General features: G+C 64.6%; 20 protein-coding genes. 4 read left to right on the plus strand and 16 right to left on the minus strand.

What is annotated here, in order from left to right:
- Nucleotides 1-79: 79 nt before the first annotated feature.
- The 7 genes from xrtB to epsL form a co-directional block, all read right to left on the minus strand.
- The gene (gene xrtB / locus FHP91_RS08085; protein WP_144309091.1) at nt 80-997 is read right to left on the minus strand and encodes an exosortase B; all 918 of its coding nucleotides are present in this window, start codon (nt 995-997) and stop codon (nt 80-82) included.
- A 41-nt stretch (nt 998-1038) separates the two neighbouring features.
- Complete coding sequence (gene epsG, locus FHP91_RS08090) at nt 1039-1938, minus strand: chain length determinant protein tyrosine kinase EpsG (protein WP_144309092.1); 900 nt, start codon at nt 1936-1938, stop codon at nt 1039-1041.
- Nucleotides 1939-2098: 160 nt separating this feature from the next.
- Complete coding sequence (gene epsF / locus FHP91_RS08095) at nt 2099-3472, minus strand: chain length determinant protein EpsF (RefSeq protein ID WP_144309093.1); 1374 nt, start codon at nt 3470-3472, stop codon at nt 2099-2101.
- A 16-nt stretch (nt 3473-3488) separates the two neighbouring features.
- Entirely contained in the window at nt 3489-4316 is an 828-nt protein-coding gene (epsE, locus tag FHP91_RS08100) for a polysaccharide export protein EpsE (RefSeq protein WP_246116254.1), read from the minus strand.
- Between the two features lie 24 nt (nt 4317-4340).
- Nucleotides 4341-5351: an EpsD family peptidyl-prolyl cis-trans isomerase gene (locus FHP91_RS08105; protein ID WP_144309094.1), complete on the minus strand. Its 1011-nt coding sequence runs from the start codon at nt 5349-5351 to the stop codon at nt 4341-4343.
- Nucleotides 5352-5586: 235 nt separating this feature from the next.
- Nucleotides 5587-6123 (minus strand): FxDxF family PEP-CTERM protein, encoded by a 537-nt coding sequence (locus tag FHP91_RS08110; RefSeq protein ID WP_144175403.1) that lies wholly within the window; start codon nt 6121-6123, stop codon nt 5587-5589.
- 450 nt (nt 6124-6573) lie between these two features.
- Nucleotides 6574-7725: an XrtB/PEP-CTERM-associated polysaccharide biosynthesis outer membrane protein EpsL gene (epsL, locus tag FHP91_RS08115; RefSeq protein ID WP_144309095.1), complete on the minus strand. Its 1152-nt coding sequence runs from the start codon at nt 7723-7725 to the stop codon at nt 6574-6576.
- A 304-nt stretch (nt 7726-8029) separates the two neighbouring features.
- Here epsL and FHP91_RS08120 point away from each other — a divergent pair, with 304 nt between their 5' ends.
- The 3 genes from FHP91_RS08120 (at nt 8030) to dacB (ending at nt 11901) form a co-directional block, all read left to right on the plus strand.
- Nucleotides 8030-9424, plus strand: a complete 1395-nt coding sequence (locus FHP91_RS08120; protein WP_144309096.1) for an undecaprenyl-phosphate glucose phosphotransferase — start codon at nt 8030-8032, stop codon at nt 9422-9424.
- Nucleotides 9414-10049 carry a lytic transglycosylase domain-containing protein gene (locus FHP91_RS08125; RefSeq protein WP_144309097.1) on the plus strand — a complete coding sequence of 212 codons (636 nt, stop codon included), beginning with the start codon at nt 9414-9416 and terminating at the stop codon, nt 10047-10049. The genes FHP91_RS08120 and FHP91_RS08125 overlap by 11 nt, the downstream gene beginning before the upstream one ends.
- Nucleotides 10050-10371: 322 nt before the next feature.
- Nucleotides 10372-11901, plus strand: a complete 1530-nt coding sequence (gene dacB / locus FHP91_RS08130) for a D-alanyl-D-alanine carboxypeptidase/D-alanyl-D-alanine endopeptidase (protein WP_246116255.1) — start codon at nt 10372-10374, stop codon at nt 11899-11901.
- 93 nt (nt 11902-11994) lie between these two features.
- Here the strand turns inward: dacB and FHP91_RS08135 are convergent, their stop codons facing one another.
- The 5 genes from FHP91_RS08135 to FHP91_RS21600 all read right to left on the minus strand — a co-directional run bounded on the left by FHP91_RS08135 (nt 11995) and on the right by FHP91_RS21600 (nt 16440).
- On the minus strand, nt 11995-13302 hold the full coding sequence (locus FHP91_RS08135; protein WP_144309098.1) for a hydroxyacid-oxoacid transhydrogenase: 1308 nt from the start codon (nt 13300-13302) through the stop codon (nt 11995-11997).
- 147 nt (nt 13303-13449) lie between these two features.
- Nucleotides 13450-13938, minus strand: a complete 489-nt coding sequence (locus FHP91_RS08140; RefSeq protein ID WP_144309099.1) for an REP-associated tyrosine transposase — start codon at nt 13936-13938, stop codon at nt 13450-13452.
- 170 nt (nt 13939-14108) lie between these two features.
- Nucleotides 14109-14525 (minus strand): DUF4870 family protein, encoded by a 417-nt coding sequence (locus FHP91_RS08145; RefSeq protein ID WP_144309100.1) that lies wholly within the window; start codon nt 14523-14525, stop codon nt 14109-14111.
- Nucleotides 14526-14733: 208 nt separating this feature from the next.
- Nucleotides 14734-16215, minus strand: a complete 1482-nt coding sequence (gene ubiD / locus FHP91_RS08150) for a 4-hydroxy-3-polyprenylbenzoate decarboxylase (RefSeq protein WP_144309101.1) — start codon at nt 16213-16215, stop codon at nt 14734-14736.
- Nucleotides 16216-16314: 99 nt separating this feature from the next.
- On the minus strand, nt 16315-16440 hold the full coding sequence (locus tag FHP91_RS21600; RefSeq protein ID WP_281281777.1) for a hypothetical protein: 126 nt from the start codon (nt 16438-16440) through the stop codon (nt 16315-16317).
- 10 nt (nt 16441-16450) lie between these two features.
- On the opposite strand from FHP91_RS21600, the gene FHP91_RS21440 reads away from it, so the two are divergent.
- The gene (locus FHP91_RS21440; RefSeq protein ID WP_144309102.1) at nt 16451-17338 is read left to right on the plus strand and encodes a PEP-CTERM sorting domain-containing protein; all 888 of its coding nucleotides are present in this window, start codon (nt 16451-16453) and stop codon (nt 17336-17338) included.
- A gap of 87 nt (nt 17339-17425) precedes the next feature.
- Here FHP91_RS21440 and ubiA read toward each other — a convergent pair whose 3' ends face one another.
- From ubiA to FHP91_RS08175, 4 genes are all read right to left on the minus strand, one after another.
- Nucleotides 17426-18298, minus strand: coding sequence for a 4-hydroxybenzoate octaprenyltransferase (ubiA, locus tag FHP91_RS08160; RefSeq protein WP_144309103.1), 873 nt, complete (start codon nt 18296-18298; stop codon nt 17426-17428).
- Nucleotides 18295-18867 (minus strand): chorismate--pyruvate lyase family protein, encoded by a 573-nt coding sequence (locus FHP91_RS08165; protein ID WP_144309104.1) that lies wholly within the window; start codon nt 18865-18867, stop codon nt 18295-18297. The genes ubiA and FHP91_RS08165 overlap by 4 nt, the downstream gene beginning before the upstream one ends.
- Nucleotides 18868-19015: 148 nt before the next feature.
- Nucleotides 19016-21085, minus strand: coding sequence for an ATP-dependent DNA helicase RecG (gene recG, locus FHP91_RS08170; protein ID WP_144309105.1), 2070 nt, complete (start codon nt 21083-21085; stop codon nt 19016-19018).
- A 24-nt stretch (nt 21086-21109) separates the two neighbouring features.
- Nucleotides 21110-21490: a RidA family protein gene (locus FHP91_RS08175; protein WP_144175375.1), complete on the minus strand. Its 381-nt coding sequence runs from the start codon at nt 21488-21490 to the stop codon at nt 21110-21112.
- Nucleotides 21491-21554 lie beyond the last annotated feature (64 nt).

Below are 21554 nucleotides of genomic sequence, written 5' to 3' on the forward strand. Positions count from 1 at the left end.
CAGAGCGAACTAATTTGAAGAGAGGGAAGAAGCCTTGGGCCGCGCACCATCGGAACGGAGCACGGATTAACGGCAAACGTCATCGCCCAGAGGAGGTGCTACGGTCTCCAGCGGTGCCGACGACATGAGAACCGCGCTTAAGACCCAGCCTAAGCAACGAATCCACCCCAATAATTAGAAGCAACGCACTAATGAACAGAACCATTCCCGCAAATCCGTGCAGAAACCCCTGTCCTGCTGCATCACCAAGGTGGTACGTAATGAGCGTGAGCACCATCACCCGAATCACGTTGGCGGTAAAGGAGATCGGCACGATAAGGACGGCGAGGGTCACATTGCGAGCTATCGATTCGTGCCGCACCAGATTGAGATACAGCAGGCCAAGCGCTTCCAGCGTGAAGAGCGTGTGCAGGCCGGCACAAGCATCCGCCACCAACAGCTGGTACTGGCCGATCTGAAGAATGACCCCGCTACGGGCGATGGGATATCCCACCCCGTAGAGCACGATCTCAGCAACATACGACACAGCCATTTTCATAGGCATGGTCACGGTATCGACCACCACGCCCGGCAGCGGGATCATGAACAGCATGAAGAAGAGCGGAAACCACATGGCCTTGACCGCCGCCGTGCCGCGCAGCAAGAGCATGATTGCGACGAGCACCCACAGCAGCGAGCCGATCTCGAACAGCAGAATGTCTTGCGAGCGGCCGAGGATGTAGAGCAGCAGTCCAAAGACAAGCACCGGCCAGCCTGCGGCGGAGGTGGGCTTGCCTTCGCTGGCGGCAATCATCTCGGACCATTTACGGTACAGCAGCCAGATAGAGATCGCGAACACGATAGGACCGTGGGCCTGCTGGTCTGTACTCCAGACGCCACGAAATAGATCGATAAAGCTAGGCACATACATGACGGCCAAGCCAAGCAGGACGATCAGCCACGGCGCAAGTTCGGCGCGGCGGTTGTCGATCAAGGCGGGGGCGCTGGGGGCAGTCATGGGTGATTTGCGGCTGGTCGGCTGGCGGGTTGAAACCCGCCCTACGGTTTCTCGTTGAGAATCACGCCAACCACGGTGGCGCTGGCCTGGCGGAGCATGTCGGTGTAGCTGCGCAGCAGGCTGAGGCGGCTGGCGTTGCGCTGGGCCACGACGAGGGCGCCGCTGGCGCGCACGGCGATGGTCTGGCCGTCGGCAAACAGGCTGCCGGCGGGGGTGTCGATGAGGATGACGTCGAATTCGTTGGCGAGTTGGGCGAGCAGCTGGGCAAACACGGGCCGGGCGAGCAGCTCTTGCGGGTTGGGCGGCACGGTGCCGGCGGGCAGCACGGAGAGGTCGCGCAGGGCGGGAATGCGCTGGATGCTGTCGGGGCCGCCGCGGCCGGAGAGGAAGGCGGAGAGGCCGGCGCGGTTGTCGATACCAAACAGGTGGTGCTGGCGGGGGTTGCGCAGGTCGGCGTCGATGATGAGGGTGCGCTCGCCGAGTTGCGAGAACACGACGCCGAGGTTGGCGGTGATCCAGGAGCGGCCTTCGTGCCGGCCGGGGCTGGTGATGGCGAGCGTTTTTTGCTCAGCGCTGGCGTCGAACCAGCGCAGCATGAGCTGGCTGCGCAGGGCGCGGAGCGCTTCGACCTGCGGGGAGAACGGCTGGTAGGCGGCCACGACCGAGGCCTGGACGGTGCTTTGCCCGGCGGTGAGGTAGGGGTAGTCGAACTGGCGCAGCAGGGCTTGTTCGATGTCGGCGTCGGTGATGAGGCCGAGTTGCTTGGCGGCGTCGCCAAAGCGGAGATTTTGCTCGCGTTGCAGGCGCAGCACGCGCTCGGCGTCTTCGGGCTTGAGTTTGCCGGCGTCGATGAGGAGCGCGCCAATGGAGCGGTCGGCTTCGGGGCGGATCTCGGCGGGCGCCTGGGCAGCGGTGTCGATGACGCGGTGGAGTGTGGTCATGGTCATTGGGCTCGGGCGTGCGGGGCGGGTGCGTGGGTTTGGTTGCCGGCCACGTAGGACGGACGATGGCGGGTTGAAACCCGCCCTACGGTGGCGAGACCGAGCGCGTTGGGCGGCTTCGGTAGGGCCGGATTCATCCGGCCGGGTGTGGATTGAGGGCTCATGCGGCGGCGTGGCGGAAGGCGCCGGTTTTGCCGGTGGCGGGAATGGTGCCGAGCATGGGGACGCCGTCGAGCAGGGAGAGGTCTTCTTCGCCGCGCACGCGCTGGTCCATGAGTTCGAGCAGCAAGGCGGCGCCTACGCCGAGCAGCATGCCGAGGAAGACGGCGAGCGCGGTGTTGAGCAGTACCTTGGGGCTGGAGGGCTTGAGCGGCGCCACGGCCGGCGACAGAACAACCACGTTGGTTTGCTGGGTCTGGCTCTCGAGGCTGGTTTGTGCGAGGCGCTGGGTGACGAGGTCGTAGGCGCGCTGGGCGTTTTCAACGTCGCGCTGGAAGACGGCGATCTGGTCGCGCTGGGCTTTGAGGTCGAGGATTTTTTGCTTTTGCGCTTCGAGCGCGGCTTCGACTTCGGTGACACGCTGGACGTTGACCCGGTTGGTGGTGCCAAGCGAGCTGACGACACGGCGGGTTTCGGTGGCGATGCGGTCGCGCAGGCTGCTGATTTCGGCGTCGATGCGGGCGAGCTCGGGGTGGTTGGCGCCAAGCCGGCCGGCCATTTGCATGCGGGTGGCTTCTTGCCGCGAGAGGTCGGACTTGAGGCTCTGGATGAGGCCGTTTTGCATGACCTCGGGCAGGCTCTCGGCGCTGCCGCCCTGCGTTTGACGGGAGCGGCTGTCCACCCGCTGTGCCTGGGCCATCGAGAGCTGGGTAGAGAGTTCGGCCAGACGGGCGGTTTCAACGTCTAGGCGTTCGTCGGTGTTGATGATGCCGCGCTCTTGTTGGTATTCGGAGAGCTTCTTTTGGGCGACCTCGAGGTCGGCGCGCAGGCTGTTGGTCTGGCCGTCGAACCACTTGGCGTACTGGCGGGCGGGCTCGACCTTGAGTTCGAGGCTGACGTCGATATAGGCCTGGGCAAAGGTGTTGGCCACGCCGGCGGCAAAGCCGGGGTCGGTGCCCTCATAACCGATGGTGATGACATTGCTTTCGCGCGAAGGTTTGACGTCGAGCTTTTTCTTGAGCAACTCGGCCAGCCACACCTTGATACTGCCCTCGCCGTCGGTGTCTTCACGCCATTGTTCTTGTACGACGGGCGACTGGTCCATCTTGAGCAGGCTAACCACACGCTGGGCGACGCGGTCGGACGAGATGATGTCGACCTGGGTGGCCATGTAACCGGGGATCATCTGCGCCGGCAGCAGGCCGCCGAGCAGCGGGTCGGCGCTTTTGGCGTCGACCACCAGCGCGACTTCGGCGGTGTATTGCTTGGGCAGGATCAGGCTGACGGCGAGCGTGGTGCCAACGACCACGGCCAGGGTGGCGAGCACGAGCCAGAGCCGAGCGCGGAGAATGAGCAAGAATTGCTGGAACGACATATCAACGACCCCGGGCCTAGAACAGGCTTTCTTTCACGAAAATGACATCGTTGGGCTCAAGCGCTTGCTCAAGCTGCGGCTCGATGACGTGCTGCTGGCCGTCTTCGCCACGACGATGGATCTGCATGCCGCGCGTGGTGCCGCGGATGGTGACGCCACCGCCGGTGGCGAGGCCTTGCATGACGGTCATGCCGCGCTCGAGGCGGAAGGCGCCGGGGCGGTTCACTTCGCCATAGATATAGAAGGTGGGCGCGCGGTGCACATAGATGACATCGCCGCCGGAGACGATCACGTCTTTGGCCAGATCGCCCTTCATGAACAGCTCGGGCACATCAATGCGGGTGCGCTCGATCTTGCCTTTGCGTACGCCGATCAGCACCAGCTCGTCGGCACCGGCACCGGAAATGCCGCCAGCCATGGCGAGCATGTCGGACAGGCGCATGTTGAAGGTTTCGAGCGGGTAGCGGCCGGGGCGATTAACCTGCCCGAGCACGGCCACCTGGTTGCCGCGAATCTGCAGCGGCAAGATGCCGATCTGCGGTTGCAGCACGAAGCCACCACTGCGCAGTTGCTCGGCAATGCGCGACTCGGCAGCGGGTACGGTCAGCCCGCCGACGTCGACATTGCCCACCAGCGGAAAGGTAATGGCGCCGTTTTCAGAGACCCGGGTTTCGGTGGTGAGGTCGGGGTTCTGGAAGACGGTGATGCGGATGATGTCGCCGGGGCCGAGCACGTATTCGGCATCGGCGGCCTGGGCGCTGGACAGCACGCCCGCGAACATCAACAGGCACAGCAGGGACTGGAGCAGTCGGCGGAAGGACATGGGCTGGCGGTGTGGAGTCATCGTGGGTGTCTTGTGGTCGGCGCCTTACTTGAGGCCCGACACGCCTTTTTCGAGAGCCTGGGTGCTGATCGCTTCAGTGGCCGGGGCGACGGCAGCCGGCGCCGCGTCAGCCTCAGTGGGTAGCGATGTGGCGGCGGCATCGAGCGCGGTGGCCGGTTGCGCCGCGTCTGCCTGGGCGGCGACGGTGGGCGCTGTGAACTTGCCCATGTATTCGATTTGCGCCACGTCGCGCAGGCGCTTGAGCTCGTCGCGCGCCATGTCGGCTTTGGTGCGATTGAGCAAGAAGCGCTCAATGAACGGGGTGGCAGCGGCCAGATCAAGCGGCTGGGGGCGCGAGGCGGCGAGGTAGATGACGAGCACGCCTTGCGGGGTTTGCACCAAGCCGGTCTGACCGTCTTTCATGCTGGCGAATCGCGGCAAGGCCTCGAGCGGCAGCTGCTCGGCTGCGCGGACACCACCGCCAACCTGGAAGGGCAGATTGTTATCGCGTAGCCAGGTGACGACATTGTTGAGGTTGCCCGCGGCGGCAACCGCTGCGCGCAGCGCCTCGACCTTGTCGGGCCCGACGGTGATGTTGAGCTCTTGCAGGGTGTAGATGCGGCGCTCGGCGAAGAGCGCGGGGTTTTCGTCGTAGAAGGCCTGGATGGTCGCCGGGGCGGGCGGCTCGGCGGTGGCGGCGAACTGCTCCATATAGCTGCGCGAGAGGATTTCTCGGCGGGAGGTTTCGATGGCCTGCATGACTTGCGGGTTGCGGTCGAGCTTTTTGTCGATGGCGCGCTGAACCAGCAGCTCCTGGTCGATCAGGCGTTCGAGCACGCGCGAGCTGGCCAGTTCGACCTGCTGGGGCTTGAGGTTGGGGGTGCGCGCCAGCACGTTGTTGATTTGATGGACGGAGATTTCGTCCGAATTCACACGGGCGGCGACCTGGGTCGGCGATTTTGCGTCGTCCGACTTGCCGCACCCTGCCAGCACGAGTGCGCTGGCAACCAATACCGCCGCTCCGACTGCGCGACCTCCGACCTTTTGAAACGCCATGAATCCAACTCCGCTCAGGCGCACGCACCAGTTTGGCGCACGCACCACATAAAGGGACGTTCGCGAGTGCATGACAATCGCGATGTGCAGTGCATCAATGTATGCCGCGATTGTTACACGAAAACATTTCATTCCATCGGGCAGTAACATCCGCATAACAACTTATGCCCATTTACTAGCGCCAGACGAGACTCGGGCCCGGCAAGCCGGGCCCGAGGTGTATTACTGCACTGGCTTAGCGGCCGACGCGACGACGCGCGATCAAGCCAATCAGACCGAGACCGGCCAGCAGCATGCCGTATTGCTCGGGCTCGGGCACCGGCGACACACTGGCTGCCCAGCTGTACACACCGCCCGTGGCGCCGATTGTGGTGCCGCCGACCTGGAAGAAGTAGTTGCCGGCGGCAAGCTGGAAGCTGCCGCTGAGCTGCTCGCCCGAACCGAAGGTGGTGATTTGCGAATCGACGCCGGCATCAAAGCTGCCCACCGTGCCGAGGTCAGCCCACAGACTGGCGGTCAGGCCGCCGATATCGAAACCCACCATGGTGGGCCCAACCACATACGACAGCTCAATATCGGACGCCCCCAGGCCGCCAACAACCGGCTGACTGAGGCTGAAAAAGTAGTGATCGACGAACGAGGAGCCCGGCGCCGCCACGTGCGTTTGCGCACCTGCGGCCGAGCCCGACGACAGGTCGATGACTGAATTGACGGCCATGGCGGGCGCCGCCAGGACACTGAACACGGCCAAAACCAAAAACTTGATCTTCATGCTGCACTCTCCAAAAAAGCATCACGAACATATAAGCACGCAACATGCCAGACACATCTGCCGTCGTGCTCTTGAGACAAAAAACCATTAGAGCATCAGCACATTGCAATAGTCTTACCGGGCGCTCGCACTGGCAACTCATGGGCTCTGGCGCCGGCCTTTGTAAAATTTGCCGACCTGTGCCAAACGGGTAAAACAAACCAACCCGATCAACATGTCGTAGGTGCGCATCATGCACGTACGTCATATCAGTTGCAAGCGCACAATCACCCCGCTCGTCAGGTTTGGCGAGGCATGTCGCGATTTTTGCGCACCGCTTCTGTTGCAATGCGCCAAACGCAAGGCCTTGCCTCAGAATCGCTGGAACGCACGTCAGTGCTGGCGTCGATCGCCATGACATTCATTTAAAACGCCGAGCGGCGCCCTTACCTGCAACGCTCTTTCTGCCGATCAAAAAAGATATTGCGCCGACACCGTGCCCACGTTGGCGGTGTACCCGGCATTGGGGTCGTCACTCGATCGGCGGTAGCGGCCAATCGACACCGCAAGCCGGAGCGGGTCGATGGGGGTGTAGCTGAGGCTGAGGGAGTAGGTACGGGTGATGTCGTCGCGGCTTTGGCTACCAGAGAGCAAGCCTGGGTCGCCCCGGAAGTCGCGCTTGCGCCATTCGACCGCGCCTTGCACCAGCACGCGCCCGGACACCGCCCAGCTGGGGGTGAAGGACGCGGCGCGGGTAACCACGAAGTTGTCGAAGAGGTCGTCCCGCGCGCCGATTTCGCGGCGCAGGGTGGCCGAGACGGCGAGTTTGCCCGTGGGCGTCCAATCGTAGGTGAGCCGGCCGGTCGGGCCGGTGTAGTCACGGTAGGTGAGATTGGGGTGTTGCCTGCGGGTGACACCGGCGTAGCCATTGAGGCGGCTGTGGCCGGTGAGCTGCCAGCGGCCGCTCAGTTGCAGGTCGGTTTGCTCGAAGCCATCGTCGGACAGCACGCCAGCCTGGCGATTGGGGTAGGTGCCATCGGTGAAGCGGCCAACCAGCGCGATCTGGTTGCCGGAGCGCGGGCGATAGGTCAGGCGCAGCTCGGGCCGCAGGGCTTCATAGTCGCTGGTTTGCGACGCGACGTCGCTATAGGTAGACGAAAACCGCTCGATACCGGCGCCCACCGACCAGTCGGGGTGCCACCAGTAGTCGCCACTGAACCGCAGCGACCGGGAGGTGCCAATGCTGCTGCGGCTGCCGCCGACGTCCGCCAGGTCGCGGGCGGACTGGCTCTGGTCGACGCTGAGCCGGCCGGTGAGCCGGTGGCCCAGTGCCCAGTCCCAGCGCAACTCGCCGCCCTGGGTGTCGTAATTGAGCGTGTCGAAGCGCTGGAAGCCAATGCGCGCGAAATTGGCCGAGGCGCGCAGGCGCTGGAGGCTGTATTGCCGGTCGAAATCGGCGCGCAGCGAGGTGATGCTGATGCGATCGCTCTGCGACTGGCCAAAGGGGCGCACCCCAGGCGCAACGCGATAGACGTTGTCGTCGAACTGAAACACCTGCCCGGCGGTGAGACTGAAGGTGTCGTCGGCGGCCATGGCGCCGGCCGGCAAAAGCAGTGCGCCCAACACGGCGCCCACGCAGAGCGCGGCCGCCGTTGGATCACGCCCCTGACATGCAGGGCCAGAGCGCCGATCTGCAGTCGTCCCGGTGGCAAGAGATGTCACATTGACCCCAATAAAACCCATATGAATATTCAAAACAAATCCTGAAGCGATAGACGGCTCGCTGCGCTGAAGCCCCCATGGCAGGCCGCATCTTGATGCGAATTAGGCCACACGATCAAGTCGAAACGATGAAACGATGTAGCCGATTGCAACATTTCAGGCATATGATATGCGCTTGTTGCCTTGCACAAAAAAACTCTAACCGATGTTTGCCAGCCTCGAAAAATCCAGCCAGCGCCATCGTAGCGGAATCTCCTTCTCCAGCACGATCGAAACATTTCTGGACCCGGCAGTTGCCGTAGCCACGCTGTTTCTGGTCGCGCTGACCTACGGCGAGCGCCCCGACGCGCCCTATGTCATTGTTGCGCTGATCGTTTTTTCGCTCACCTTTCCCGGCGCGCTCTTTTTGCACGAGCGCTTTCGCCGCATGCTGCGCAAGACCGTCATCAATTGGCTGATCGTGGCGGCCATTCTGGTGGTATTTGGCCGAGCGAGTGGATACATCTCTGTGTTCCCGGAAGAAGTCATCCAGGCCTGGCTACTCGCCACGCCAATCGCCCTGATCGGCATGCACAGTCTGGCGCGCTGGGTGGTGCCGAACATCCTGTCGATGGAAGGCTATACCCGCACCGCGATCATCGCCGGCTGCAACGAAACCGGCCTCCGGCTCGCCCAAAACTTTGCCGAGAACCGTTTTATCGGCGTGCGCTTCATGGGCTATTTCGACGATCGCGCCCGCGAACGCCTTGAGGGCATTGGCGATGCGCCCTTGCTGGGCGGCCTGGAGCAACTGGCCGACTTCGTGAAGCACCACCATGTCGACCATATTTACCTGGCACTGCCCATGGCCAGCCAGCCACGCATCCTGAAAGTACTCGACAACATCAAGGACACCACTGCCTCGGTGTTTTTCGCGCCCGACATCTTCGTGACCGATCTCATTCAGGGGCAGGTCGACCATGTCGGTGGCATGCCCGTGGTGGCGGTGTGCGAGACACCCTTCATTGGCATCAGCGGCATGATCAAACGCATGTCGGACGTGATTCTGGCGACGCTGATCCTGATCCTGATCTCGCCGGTGATGCTGTTCGTTGCCATCGGCGTGAAACGCTCATCGCCCGGGCCGGTCATCTTCAAGCAGCGGCGCTACGGCCTCGATGGCAAGGAGATCGTGGTCTATAAGTTCCGCTCAATGAGCAGCTGCGACGATGGCGCGGTGGTCAAGCAGGCCTCGAAGAACGACCAGCGCATCACCCCGTTTGGCGCCTTCATTCGCCGCACTTCGCTCGACGAGCTGCCGCAGTTCATCAATGTGCTGCAGGGGCGCATGAGCATTGTTGGCCCCCGCCCCCACGCGGTGGCGCACAACGAAACCTATCGCAAGCTGATCAAGGGCTACATGGTGCGCCACAAGGTCAAGCCGGGCATCACCGGCTGGGCGCAGGTGAGCGGCTACCGCGGCGAAACCGAGACGGTCGAAAAGATGGAAAAGCGCATCGAATACGACCTGGAATACCTGCGCAACTGGTCGCTCAGCATGGATTTGTGGATCATCGTCAAGACCGTTGTGCTGGTCTTCCGTGACCGCCATGCCTACTGATCGCTTCGCCCGCAACCTGGGTGCGATGGTCGTGCTGATGTTTGCCGGCACCACCCCGGCGCACAGCAATGACACCCCCTACCGCCTGCAAACACCCAGCGCCGCGTACCGGCTGCAGCCGCGCGCCGACTGGCGCCTTCCGCAAGCCGCAGAACACAATCCCGCCACCCGCGCCCGCCCCTTCTCGGATGACATCGCCGACGCCGCCCGCGCCGCCGGCATCGAACCCGAATTGCTGCATGCGGTGGTCAAGATCGAGTCCGGCTACAACGCCTCTGCGGTGTCGGCCAAAGGCGCGCAAGGCCTGGCGCAGGTGATGCCGGCCACCGCCGAGCAATTTCAACGCCCCGGCGCCGTCGGCTCACTTACCGCCGGCGCCAACTATCTTCGGTATTTGCTCGACCGCTTCAACGGCGACCTGACCCTCACCCTGGCCGCCTACAACGCCGGCCCCGGCGCCGTCAAACGCCACGGCGGCGTGCCGCCCTACGCCGAAACCGAGGCCTACGTCCCCCGCGTCATGGCCGAATACACCGCCCTGCGCGCCGAACGCCGCCGCTTGCCAACTCAGTGGCAACAAGGCAGCGCCTGGCAGGATCGCACCAAGGGATTGCCCGGCTCGTAAATCCTCGTAAGGTGGGCGGCTCGTCGCCCACCGTCGGCCGAGGCCCCGGGCACAAAGCCCCGTAACCGCGTATTACCCGATCCACCACCGCTTGGTGGGCAGCGGAGCTGACCACCCTACGCAACCCACCCGTGCGGCACCGCGGTTATCGTGGGGTGGGAGCTCGCCGCCCGCCGGCCCCCCATGGCAACTTGCGCTCAAACCGGGATAATGACGACAGCACACAGACGCCGCAGCGTTTGGGCGGGTTGGCGGGCGGGTCTCCGGCAGCCTTCCGGCCATGGCCAGCGGCGCACCCCCTGCCACGGAGAAACGGATTTTCATGTCTGATGCTTTTTGCGCCCACCGCCCGCTGATCCGCCGGATCGTGGTTGCGGCTGCGCTGATGTTGCTGTCCTCGGTCGGCGCATATGCCGCCGGCTTCCCGAAAGAACTTCGCGTTGCACTGAAAGCCATCGATGTACCGCTCGACGCGGTCGGCATCTGGGTGGCGCCGGTCGATACCGGCAAGCCCAGCCTCAGCCACAACCCCGACACCCCCATGAACCCGGCCTCGGTGATGAAGCTGGTGACCACCTTCGCCACGCTCGACCGGCTTGGCGCGGCCTACTTCTGGACCACCCGTCTGGCGACCGATGGCACGATGCGCGGCAACACGCTTGAGGGCAATGTATATCTGGTGGGCGGGGGCGATCCGGTGTTCACTCACGCGGATCTGTGGAAGCTGTTTCGCCAGTTGCGCACGCTGGGCATTGAGCGGGTCAAGGGCAACATCGTGCTCGACGACACCGCGCTGCGCCTGCCGCCGCACGACCCCGACCGCTTCGACGGCCAGGCACTGCGCCCTTACAACGCCGGCCCCAGCGGCTTGATGATCAGCTTCAACGCCTTACGCCTCACTTTTGTGCCGGAACCTGAACCCGAGTTGCTGGCCGCGGCGCCGCAGGTAGCCTCGCTGGTCAGCCCCCCACCGACCACCGCTCTGGCGCCCACCGAGCCGCGCCCACCGCGCGTGTTGCTCGACCCGCCAGTGACCGGCTTTGAGCTCGACGCCGAACTGACCGCCACCCCGGGCCGCTGCGCGGCACGCTGGTACAAGGCACTCGATGCGCTGCCGGAGCAGACCCGCAAGGGCGACCGACTCAAGCTCAGCGGCGAATGGCGGGATGACTGCGGCGTGAAAGACTGGTTCGTGTCGCCGATGTCCCCCGAGCGCTTTGCCGAGGCGGTGGTCAGTGGCTTGTGGCACGAAATGGGCGGCCGGCTCAGTGGCCGGGTGTTGCACGGCCGCGTGACGCGCGAGGCCAATACCTTGTTTGTGCACACCTCGCGCCCCTTGGCGGATGTGGTGCGCGACATGAACAAGTGGTCGAACAACGTGATCGCCCGCCAGCTGCTGGCCACGCTGGGCGCCAGCGACCGCGACGCGCCGGACATGGTGCAAGGCGGTGCGCGCCTGGCACGAATGCAACTGGCCGCGGCCGGGGTGGATCTGACCGGTTTCGAGATCGAGAACGGCTCGGGCCTGTCGCGTACCGCGCGGATCACATCCAAGGGCCTGGGCCAGATGCTGCAGCAAGCCTGGGAGCGGCCTTTCATGCCCGAGTTCATGAGCTCGATGGCCGTCGCCGGCATCGACGGCACGGCCCGCAAGCGCCTGCGCAACAGCGGCGCGCGCGGCACGGCACACATCAAGACCGGCACGCTCAATGAGGTGCGCGCCATGGCCGGCTACGTGGTCGACCAGAACGGCCGGCGCCATGCGGTGGTGATGATGGTGAACCACCCCAACGCCGGCGCCAGCCAGGCCGCGCAGGACGTGCTATTGGAGTGGGTGTGGGAGGGGCATTGAGCGGAGGCTCGGCGGATGCGCTTCGCTTATCTGCCCTACCGATCACCGCCCCTGCGTAGGGCGGATAAGCCGCAGGCGCATCCGCCGCCCCGCTCACCAATACTTCATCGCGCCATGAAACAGGCCGGCCAGATCGTTTTCGGTGACCGGCTTGGGCGCGTTCTTGATGAGCCGCTGTTGCGCCCAGGCGCCGGCGGCGAGCGAATCCACATCGGCCGGCACATAGCCCACGCCGCCGACACCATTCGGAATGCCGGTCGATTGCATGAGCGCGATCAGGCGCTCGGCGACGATCTCGCCGGCATCGGCGTTGGTCGCGCCTGCCACGTCGGCGCCCAGCCAGCGCGCGGCGTCCAGATGGCGTTCGGGGCAGGCGTCGGCCGTAAAGCGGAACACGGCGGGCGCATTGACGATGACCGACATGCCATGCGGCACCATCGGTTCGTCCTGCGGATAGCCATGCGGGCAGAAATTCTTGACCTGCCCCGCCACCGCGTAAGACATGCCGTGCGGCAGATGCACGCCGGCGTTGCCAAAGGCGATGCCAGCCAGCGTGGCGGCGAACATCATGCCGTCGCGGGCTTCGTGGTCGCTGGCATCGCGCACCGCGCGCTCCAGATACAGGCCGGTCATCTGCAGCGCTTTCTCGCAGCCGAGGTCGCTCCACGGATTGGCGCCCTGGCTCATCGGCCGCAGTGACGGGCGATCGGCCGGCGCGCGGCGGGTGTAGGGCAAGGCCGTAAAGGATTCGAGCGCATGCGAGAGCACATCAAAGCCTGACGCGGCCACCACATTGGCCGGTAGCGAGTAGGTGGTGGTCGGGTCGATCAGCGCCAGACTGGGGCGCAACCGCTTGGAGACGATGCCGGTCTTCACCCGCCGCTCCACAAAATCAAAGATGGCGATGCCGGTGCACTCGGAGCCGGTGCCACTGGTGGTTGGACAGGCGATGTGCGGCTTGAGCGGACCGGGCACGGCCCTGGCGTTACCGATGGGCGCGTTCACATAGTCGATGAATTCGGCCGGATAGGTGCTGTACAGATTAGCCGCCTTGCAGGTGTCGATCACCGAGCCGCCACCCACCGACACGAAGCCGTCGAACTTGCCCTCGCTGGCAAAGCGCGCGGCGGAGAGAAAGCTACCATCGGTGGGCTCGACCTTGACCCGGTCATACACCACCACATCCAGCCCCGCCGCCAGCAACGATTGCTTGACCACAGCCACCGGCTCAAGCGCCGCCAGACTCGCATCGGTGAACAGCGCGACCCGGTGCATACCCAGGCTGCGCGCATGATCGCCCGCCTCCGCCAGACAGCCCGCGCCATAGGTGATGGCCGACATATCGACGGCAAAGGCCGTGTCGCCTCCCGCCGTGTGACCGTAGTAGTGACAGCACGCCATGAGTTGTCTCCTCCGATGGTCCCCGTCGAATGCGGGGTTCAGGCGTCAAGGATGCGTCGGGGGGCGGGACATGGCAAGCCTTCCTGCACCACATGCCGTGATGTCGTCCGTAGGGCGGCCTTTGCATTTCGCGTTGAGCCACATCGATTACGGATCGCCGGCTTCGATATCGGCGACGCCATCACCGGCCCAGTTCGCCGGATAAACGCCATGCGCAACAGCCCGATGAAACGACGAATACGGCCAATCGCTGACCCGTGCAACGAGCCCATGCTTTAGCGGGTTGATGTGAACGTAGTCGATATGCGCAGCGTAATCACGCTCGTCACGGAGTGTGTGCTCCCAGAAGCCGCGTTGCCACACGCCACCGCCTGCCGCCCGGGTAAAGGCTTTCTTGATCTCGCGCCAGCGTGAAGAGTAATCGGCATCACCTTCGGGCAAGGTCCAGATGGCGTGCAGGTGATCGGGCAAGACGACCCAGGCGTCGATGCGGAAGGGGCGGGCTTGTTGTATGCGGCGGACGGCTTCGCGCAAGGCCTCGACATGGTCGACTAACGCGCGGCTGCGGCGGTCAGCGAGGGTGACGGTGAAGAAATAGGTGCCGCCGGGGACAAGGTTGCGGCGGTAGTTTGGCATGCGCGAACAATGCCATAGGCATCACCGGATTGTCGAGCGGCGATGGCGCGTTGATGCGTGGAATGGCGTTGCGCGTTGGGCAGCACCGATGGCGGATGCGCCTGCGGCTTATCCGCCCTACATCTCGTCCCGTAGGGCGGATAAGCGCAGCGCATCCGCCGCCCAACGCGTCAATCGACCGGCATCGGCACCCGGTTGGAGAGATTGATCCAGCCACGCACGACGCGGTAGAGCACCCACAGGCCGGCGATGGCGATGATGCCGAAGAAGATGGGAAGGCCGATGATGGTGACGGCCATCAGCCAGGCGATGCTGAACCACAGCAGCCCGAACCAGAAGGTACGGATCTGCCAGCGGTAGTGGCTATCGAGCCAGGTGCCGCGCACGGCGTCGCGTTTGACGTAGTTGAGGATCACCGCAATGATCGACGGCAGGCCGGAGACGAAGCTGCCGATGATGGTGGCCGAGGTGGCGATGCCGGAGAACAGCGCGATGGCGTGCAGGCCGTAAATGAGGTGCGCGAGGGTGATGAGGCCTTCGCGGGGCACTTCGATCACGGATGGCGACGGGGTGTCGGTCTGGGCCATGGCTACTCCTGTGGCGGTTGAGTCGTCTGTTTGAGGCTGCAACAGCTGCATAGTTCGGGGTTTACCGCCCGAGTTCAAGCCGCCGACACGCTTTGCCATGAAAAACGCCAGCCCGAAAGCTGGCGCCGGGGCTGCGATCACAAGACGTCAGGTGACATCTCGCCGCTTCGGGCGCCCACTGGTGAGGCCTGCCGACGCGCGCGCCGGATCAAAGCCCGAGCTGATCCCAAAGGCCGTCGATACGCGTCTTGACCGCCTCATCCATGACGATGGGGCGGCCCCATTCGCGATGCGTCTCGCCCGGCCATTTGTTGGTGGCGTCCAGGCCCATCTTGGAGCCGAGGCCGGACTCGGGGCTGGCGAAGTCGAGGTAGTCGATGGGGGTGTTGTCGACCAGCACCGTGTCGCGGGTGGCATCGATGCGGGTGGTCATGGCCCAGATCACTTCTTTCCAGTCGCGGGTATCGACATCGTCGTCCACCACGATGATGAACTTGGTGTACATGAATTGCCGCAGAAAGCTCCAGATGCCGAACATCACGCGCTTGGCGTGGCCGGGGTAGGCTTTCTTGATGCTGACCACCGCCAGCCGGTACGAGCAGCCCTCGGGCGGCAGGTAGAAATCGACGATCTCGGGATACTGCTTCTGCAGTAGCGGCACGAACACCTCATTGAGCGCCACGCCGAGCATGGCCGGCTCGTCGGGCGGCTTGCCGGTGTAGGTGCTGTGATAGATCGGCTCGCGGCGCAGGGTGACGCGCTCGATGGTGAACACCGGGAACGGCGCCTGCTCGTTGTAGTAACCGGTGTGGTCGCCATAGGGGCCTTCCATGGCAGTCTCGCCGGGGTGGATGACGCCTTCGAGCACGATCTCGGCCGAGGCGGGCACCTGCAGGTCGTTGCCCTTGCACTTGACCAGCTCGGTCTTGGCACCGCGCAGCAGACCGGCGAATTGGTATTCTGAGAGCGAATCGGGCACCGGGGTGACCGCGCCGAGGATAGTCGCCGGATCACAGCCGAGCACCACGGCCACCGGGAAGGGCTGGCCCGGATTAGCCTTTTGATGGTCGCGAAAATCCAGCGCGCCGCCGCGATGCGCCAGCCAGCGCATGATCACCTTGTTCGGCCCGATCACCTGCTGGCGATAGATGCCCAGGTTCTGCCGTTTCTGATTCGGCCCGCGCGTCACCACCAGCCCCCAAGTGATCAGCGGTGCGGCATCGCCCGGCCAGCAGTGCTGGATCGGCAGGCGCGCCAGATCGACCGCATCGCCATCCCACACCACTTCCTGACAGGGCGCCGAACGCACTTCCTTGGGTGCCATATTGAGCACCTGGCGAAACATCGGCAGCTTCTCCCAGGCGTCGCGCAAGCCCTTGGGCGGCTCGGGCTCTTTCAGAAAGGCGAGCAGGCGGCCGACCTCGCGCAACTGCAGCTTCCAGTCGCCCTCCACGCCCATGCCCAGCGCCACCCGCTCGGGCGTGCCAAACAGATTGGCCAGCACCGGCATGGCCTGCGGCACGCCGCGCGTTGTCGGCTTTTCGAACAACAGCGCCGGGCCACCCGCACGCAGCACGCGATCGGCAATTTCGGTCATTTCGAGGTGCGTATCGACCGGCACGGTGACTCGCTTGAGTTCGCCGCGCGCTTCGAGTTGGTCGATAAAATCGCGCAGATCCTTGTATTGCATAGGTGAGTTTCCCTTGGGTGCTGAGGCGGATTATAGGCGCGCGCCCGAGGCACCGCTTTGCGGGTCCACAGAAAAACCCCACGCCATGCCACCAAAGAACTAGGCGACGCCGTAGCCCGACACATTGACACCGCCCACAACCGCCGATCGGATACGGGCTTTTCCGATCATCACTTTTCTGACATTCTCACTCCGTTCGTCATACACCATCAGCATCGTCGCCATTCGGAATCCTATGTTTAAACACGCCTTGGCCACCACCGCGCTCGCGCTGACTGCATTCTCAGCCCAAGCCATCACCATCGAGTTCGACTACAGCTATGACACCAGCGGCTTCTTTACCGATCAGCACAAGTCGGTGATGAACACCATCGCGGGTGAGTTCGGCACACGATTGACGGACTCGCTGGCGGCGATCACGGTCAGCAGCAACAACGTTTTCCAGCCTCGAGTCGATTTGATAACCGATGGCTCCCCGACATTCGCCCCGAGTCAGTCGATTCCACAAGACACGCTGCGCGTTTTTGTCGGTGCGCGTGCGCTCACTGGCAGCACCCTGGCAGAAGGCGGCAACGGTTTCTCCGCGGGCGGTGCGCCGAGCTTCATCGCCAACGTGAACAACCGCAGCCAGGCCCTGCCACAAGGCGTCGACTTCGGCCCCTTCGGCGGCGCCATGGTCTTCGACACCGGCACCAGCTGGTATCTGGACGACAACCTTGCCACTGTCGAATCCTTCGGCGGCTTTGACTTTTACTCGGTCGCCATCCACGAGCTGGGCCATGTGCTCGGCGTCGGCACCTCGGCCGCCTGGACCAATCAAACCTCCGGGCTGACATTCACCGGCGCGGCGGCCGTGGCCAGCTACGGCGGCCCCGTTCCGCTCGCCAATAGCGGCCATGTGCTCAAATCCATCGACTCGACCTTCATGGGCAGCTTGCAGGAACCGGCGCTGACCCCGTCGATTTCCGCCGGGCAGCGCAAGTACTTCACCGAACTCGACTGGGCGCTGCTCTCCGATATTGGCTGGCAAGTGGCGGCCGTGCCGGAGCCCGAAACCTGGGCCATGATGCTGGCCGGTCTGGGCCTGCTCGGCTGGCGCCTGCGCCGCGCCAAGACCGCCTGACGCCGATGCCGTAGGGCGGATAAGCCGCACCGAACAAAAAAAGGCCACCCGCTCCGGTGGCCTTTTGTTTGCCCAAGGCGGCGACACTCAGCCCATCGGTTTGATCCAGTAGTCGAGCACCAGCCCGACAAACACCGCCAGTCCCACCCAGTTGTTGTGCAAAAAGGCGCGGAAGCAGCGATCGCGTTCACGGCCACGAATCAGCGCAAAGTGGTAGACCATGATCGCCGCCGCCACCAGCAAGCCGAGCATGTAGAACACCCCGCGCCCCAGCGCCATGCCGACCCAGGCCATCAAAGCCAGAAACAGCGCATAGCACACCATCACCGCCGCCACATCGAAACGCCCGAAGGTAATGGCCGAGGTCTTGATGCCGATTTTAAGATCATCGGGCCGGTCGACCATGGCGTATTCGGTATCGTAGGCAATCGCCCAGAACACATTGGCAATCAGCAGCACCCAGGCTTCAACAGGCACCGTAAACTGGATGGCGGCGAAGGCCATCGGGATGCCAAAGCCGAAGGCCACGCCGAGATAGGCTTGCGGAATCGACAGAAAGCGCTTGGTGAAGGGGTAGCTGCCGGCGAGGAACACCGCCGGAATCGACAGCCAGCGCACCAACGGATGCAAGGGCAGGATCAGCAAGAACGCCAGCACCGCCAGCACCGCAGCCAGGGCCAATGCCTCGGCCGGCCTCACCTCGCCAGTGGCCAGCGGACGGTGGCGGGTGCGCTCGACATGGCCGTCGAAATTGCGATCGGCATAGTCGTTGATCACGCAGCCGGCCGAGCGCATGAGCACCGTGCCGAGCACGAAAATCCAAACGATGAAGGCCGACGGATGGCCCATGCCGGCAAACCACACGCCCCACAGCGTCGGCCACATCAGCAGCAGGATACCGATCGGCTTATCGAGCCGCATCAAGCGCTCGTAAATACGCAGACGTTCGGAAAGCCTCATGGGGCGAGATTCAATATGGTTGGCAAGAACACCTCGCTCACCAGCAAGGCGCGCCCGCGCAGGCGGAACAGGGAGCGGCGCGCCCACAGGCTGGCCGGCAGGCGAAGCTGGCCGCTCATCAAATGCATGGCCCGATGATAACGCGCATCGCGCGTGTCGAGCCGGGTGCAGCGCAGCGGCTGACGAACAATGCGCGGGTCCGAGAACAGCGCAGCACCCAATGGCCGGCTGCCAATGCCATGGAACAGGCGCCACGCGCCGCGCAGGTTGTGTCGCGGCAGCACCGAGCGGGCATACACCACCGGCACGCCATCGGCCAGCAACAGCACCTCGCGCAGCCAGGCGCGATCGCTGACGCGCAAGCCGAGCAATTCGGCTTCGTCCGGATGGGGGCGCATCGGCGCCTGACGGATCACCTGCACCTCAAAACGCGCGCAACGCGCACGGATACGGGCGGTCAACGACTGCGGGTCGAGCAACCAGGGGCGCAGCTGCGGACGCACGGTGGCCCGCGGCGGATGCGCGAGCCAGTCGTCTCGGGTCGGGCGGGTGCGAAGGATCTGGGTCATGGGCGTGCGGCGCGCATCTTACCGCGTTCGCGGGGGCGAGGCATTGATGGGGAGACCGTAGGGCGGATAAGCCGCAGGCGTATCCGCCATCGGTGCCACGTTGGGCGCCTGTTCGGCGGATGCGCTGCGCTTATCCGCCCTACGCAAGCTACGCACGGAGCAGGCTTTCGCGGCCGGCGACCCAGCGCTGCATGACGGCCTCGGCCAATGCCGGCTGCTCGCGCAGCAGGGCTTCGGCCAGATCGCGCGCCTGTTCGACCAGATCGCCGTCGTTTTCGAGGTCCGCGTAGCGCAGCAGCGGCACACCGCTTTGCCGGGCGCCGACAAACTCGCCGGGGCCGCGGATGCGCAGGTCTTCGCGGGCGATCATGAAACCGTCGGTGTGCTCGAAGATCACCTTCAGCCGCGCCCGCGCCGTCTCCGACAAGGCGTTGCCAAACAGCAGAATGCACACTGATTCGGCCGTGCCGCGCCCCACCCGGCCGCGCAACTGGTGCAGTTGCGCCAGGCCGAAGCGCTCGGCGTGTTCGATGATCATCAGGCTGGCGTTGGGCACGTCCACACCGACCTCGATCACCGTGGTGGCCACCAGCAAGTGCAGCTCACCGGAGGCAAAGGCGGCCATGGTGGCGCGCTTCTCGTCGGCCTTGAGGCGGCCATGCACCAGCCCCACCTTGAGCTCTGGCAGCTGTTCGCTGAGCGAGGCGTGGGTGTCGATGGCGGTTTGCAGGTCCAGTGTTTCGGACTCTTCGACCAGCGGACACACCCAGTAGGCCTGGCGCCCTTCGGCGCAAGCCTCGCGCACCCGGCCGAGCACCTCGTCACGGCGCGCGTCGGACACCAGCTTGGTGAGAATCGGGGTGCGCCCCGGCGGCAACTCGTCGAGCACCGACACGTCGAGATCGGCGTAGTAACTCATGGCCAACGTGCGCGGAATCGGGGTGGCCGACATCATCAGCATGTGCGGGCTGCCTGCGCTGCCCTTCTCACGCAAGGCCAGCCGCTGGCGCACGCCGAAGCGATGTTGTTCGTCGACCACGGCAAGGCCGAGGCGCGGCAGGGCGACCGGGTCTTCGATCAGCGCGTGGGTGCCGACCGCGAGCATGCTCTGACCGCTGGCCAGGCGTTCAATCGCGGCAGCACGGACCTTTTTACTCAGGCTGCCGGAGATCCACTCCACCGCCTGCCCCATCGGTTCCAGCCAGGCAGAAAGCTTGAGATAGTGTTGTTCGGCGAGGATCTCGGTCGGCGCCATCAGGGCGGCCTGCCAGCCCGCCTCGACCGCGCGCAACATGGCCAACGCCGCAACGATGGTCTTGCCGCTGCCCACATCGCCTTGCAACAAGCGCTGCATCGGATAGGGCTGCGCCAGATCGGCCGCGATCTCGCCATCGGCGCGCTGCTGCGCGCCGGTCAGCGCAAAGGGCAAGGCCGCCAGCAAGGCCTCGGTGAGCTGACCGGTGCCGCGCAGCGGCGGCGCGGTGCGCGCACGCCGTTGCGCATGGGCTTTGCGCAGTGACAACTGCTGCACCAGTAGTTCTTCGAACTTGATCCGCCGCCAGGCCGGGTGCGCATGCGCCACCAGCGCGTCGGCGTTGATGTCGGTGGGCGGCTGGTGGAGCAGGCGTACGGCCTCGCCGAAAGGCATCAACCGCAATGGCCGACGCAGGGCATCCGGCAGCAATTCGTCCAGCCGGTGTGTATCCAGCGCCCGGGCGATCAGCTTGCGCAGCGCGCTCTGAGCCAGCCCGGCGGTGGTGGGGTAGACCGGCGTGAGCGCGGTGGGCAGCGCCTCGCCCTCGCCCACCGTGCGGATGCGCGGGTGGATCATTTCGAAGCCGAACATACCGCCGCGCGCCTCGCCGAACAGACGCACGCGCTGGCCGACCGCGAGCTGTTTTTGCTGCTGAGGATAGAAGTGCAACAGGCGGACGGTGAGGCTGCCTGTGGCGTCCTGCACCTGGGCCACCAGCTGGCGGCGACCGCGGATGCGGATCTCGCAATCGGTGACCACGCCTTCAATCTGCTGCGGCACACCGGGATTCAACTCGGCGATGGCCGCGCAGTGGGTTTCGTCTTCATAGCGCAGCGGCAGGTGCAGCAGCAGGTCCTGCGGGCCGTGAATGTCGAGCTTGGCCAACCGGCCCGCCAGCTGCGGGCCCACGCCGGGCCAGCCGGCGCGGTTGGCTGTAGACGCGACCGCCTTGGAGGCTGGCATGCGCAGGCCGGAGCGGCGACGAAATCAGTCGATCACGAGAATGGCGTCGGCCTCGACCACGCCGCCCTTGGGCAGCTCTTTGATACCAACCGCGGCGCGCGCCGGGTACGGCTGTTCAAAATAGCGCGCCATGACTTCATTGACCTTGGCAAAGTTGGCCAGGTCAGTGAGGTAGATGGTGAGCTTGACCGCATCACCCAAGGAGCCGCCAGCGGCTTCGGCGACCGCCTTGAGGTTTTCGAAAACGCGCTGGGTCTGGGCCTCGAAGCCCTCGACCATGGTCATGGTGGCCGGGTCGAGCCCGATCTGGCCAGAGATGTACACGGTGTTGCCGGCACGCACGGCCTGCGAATAGGTGCCGATGGCGGCTGGGGCCTTGTCGGTGGCAATGATCTGTTTGCTCATGAATTGGTTCTCCTGGGTCTATCGATGACCGGCAAGTGCATGACCCACCGGTGCCTGAACGGCA

Origin of the sequence: Denitromonas halophila (assembly GCF_007625155.1) — a bacterium.
In the GTDB taxonomy this organism is placed as follows: domain Bacteria; phylum Pseudomonadota; class Gammaproteobacteria; order Burkholderiales; family Rhodocyclaceae; genus Nitrogeniibacter; species Nitrogeniibacter halophilus.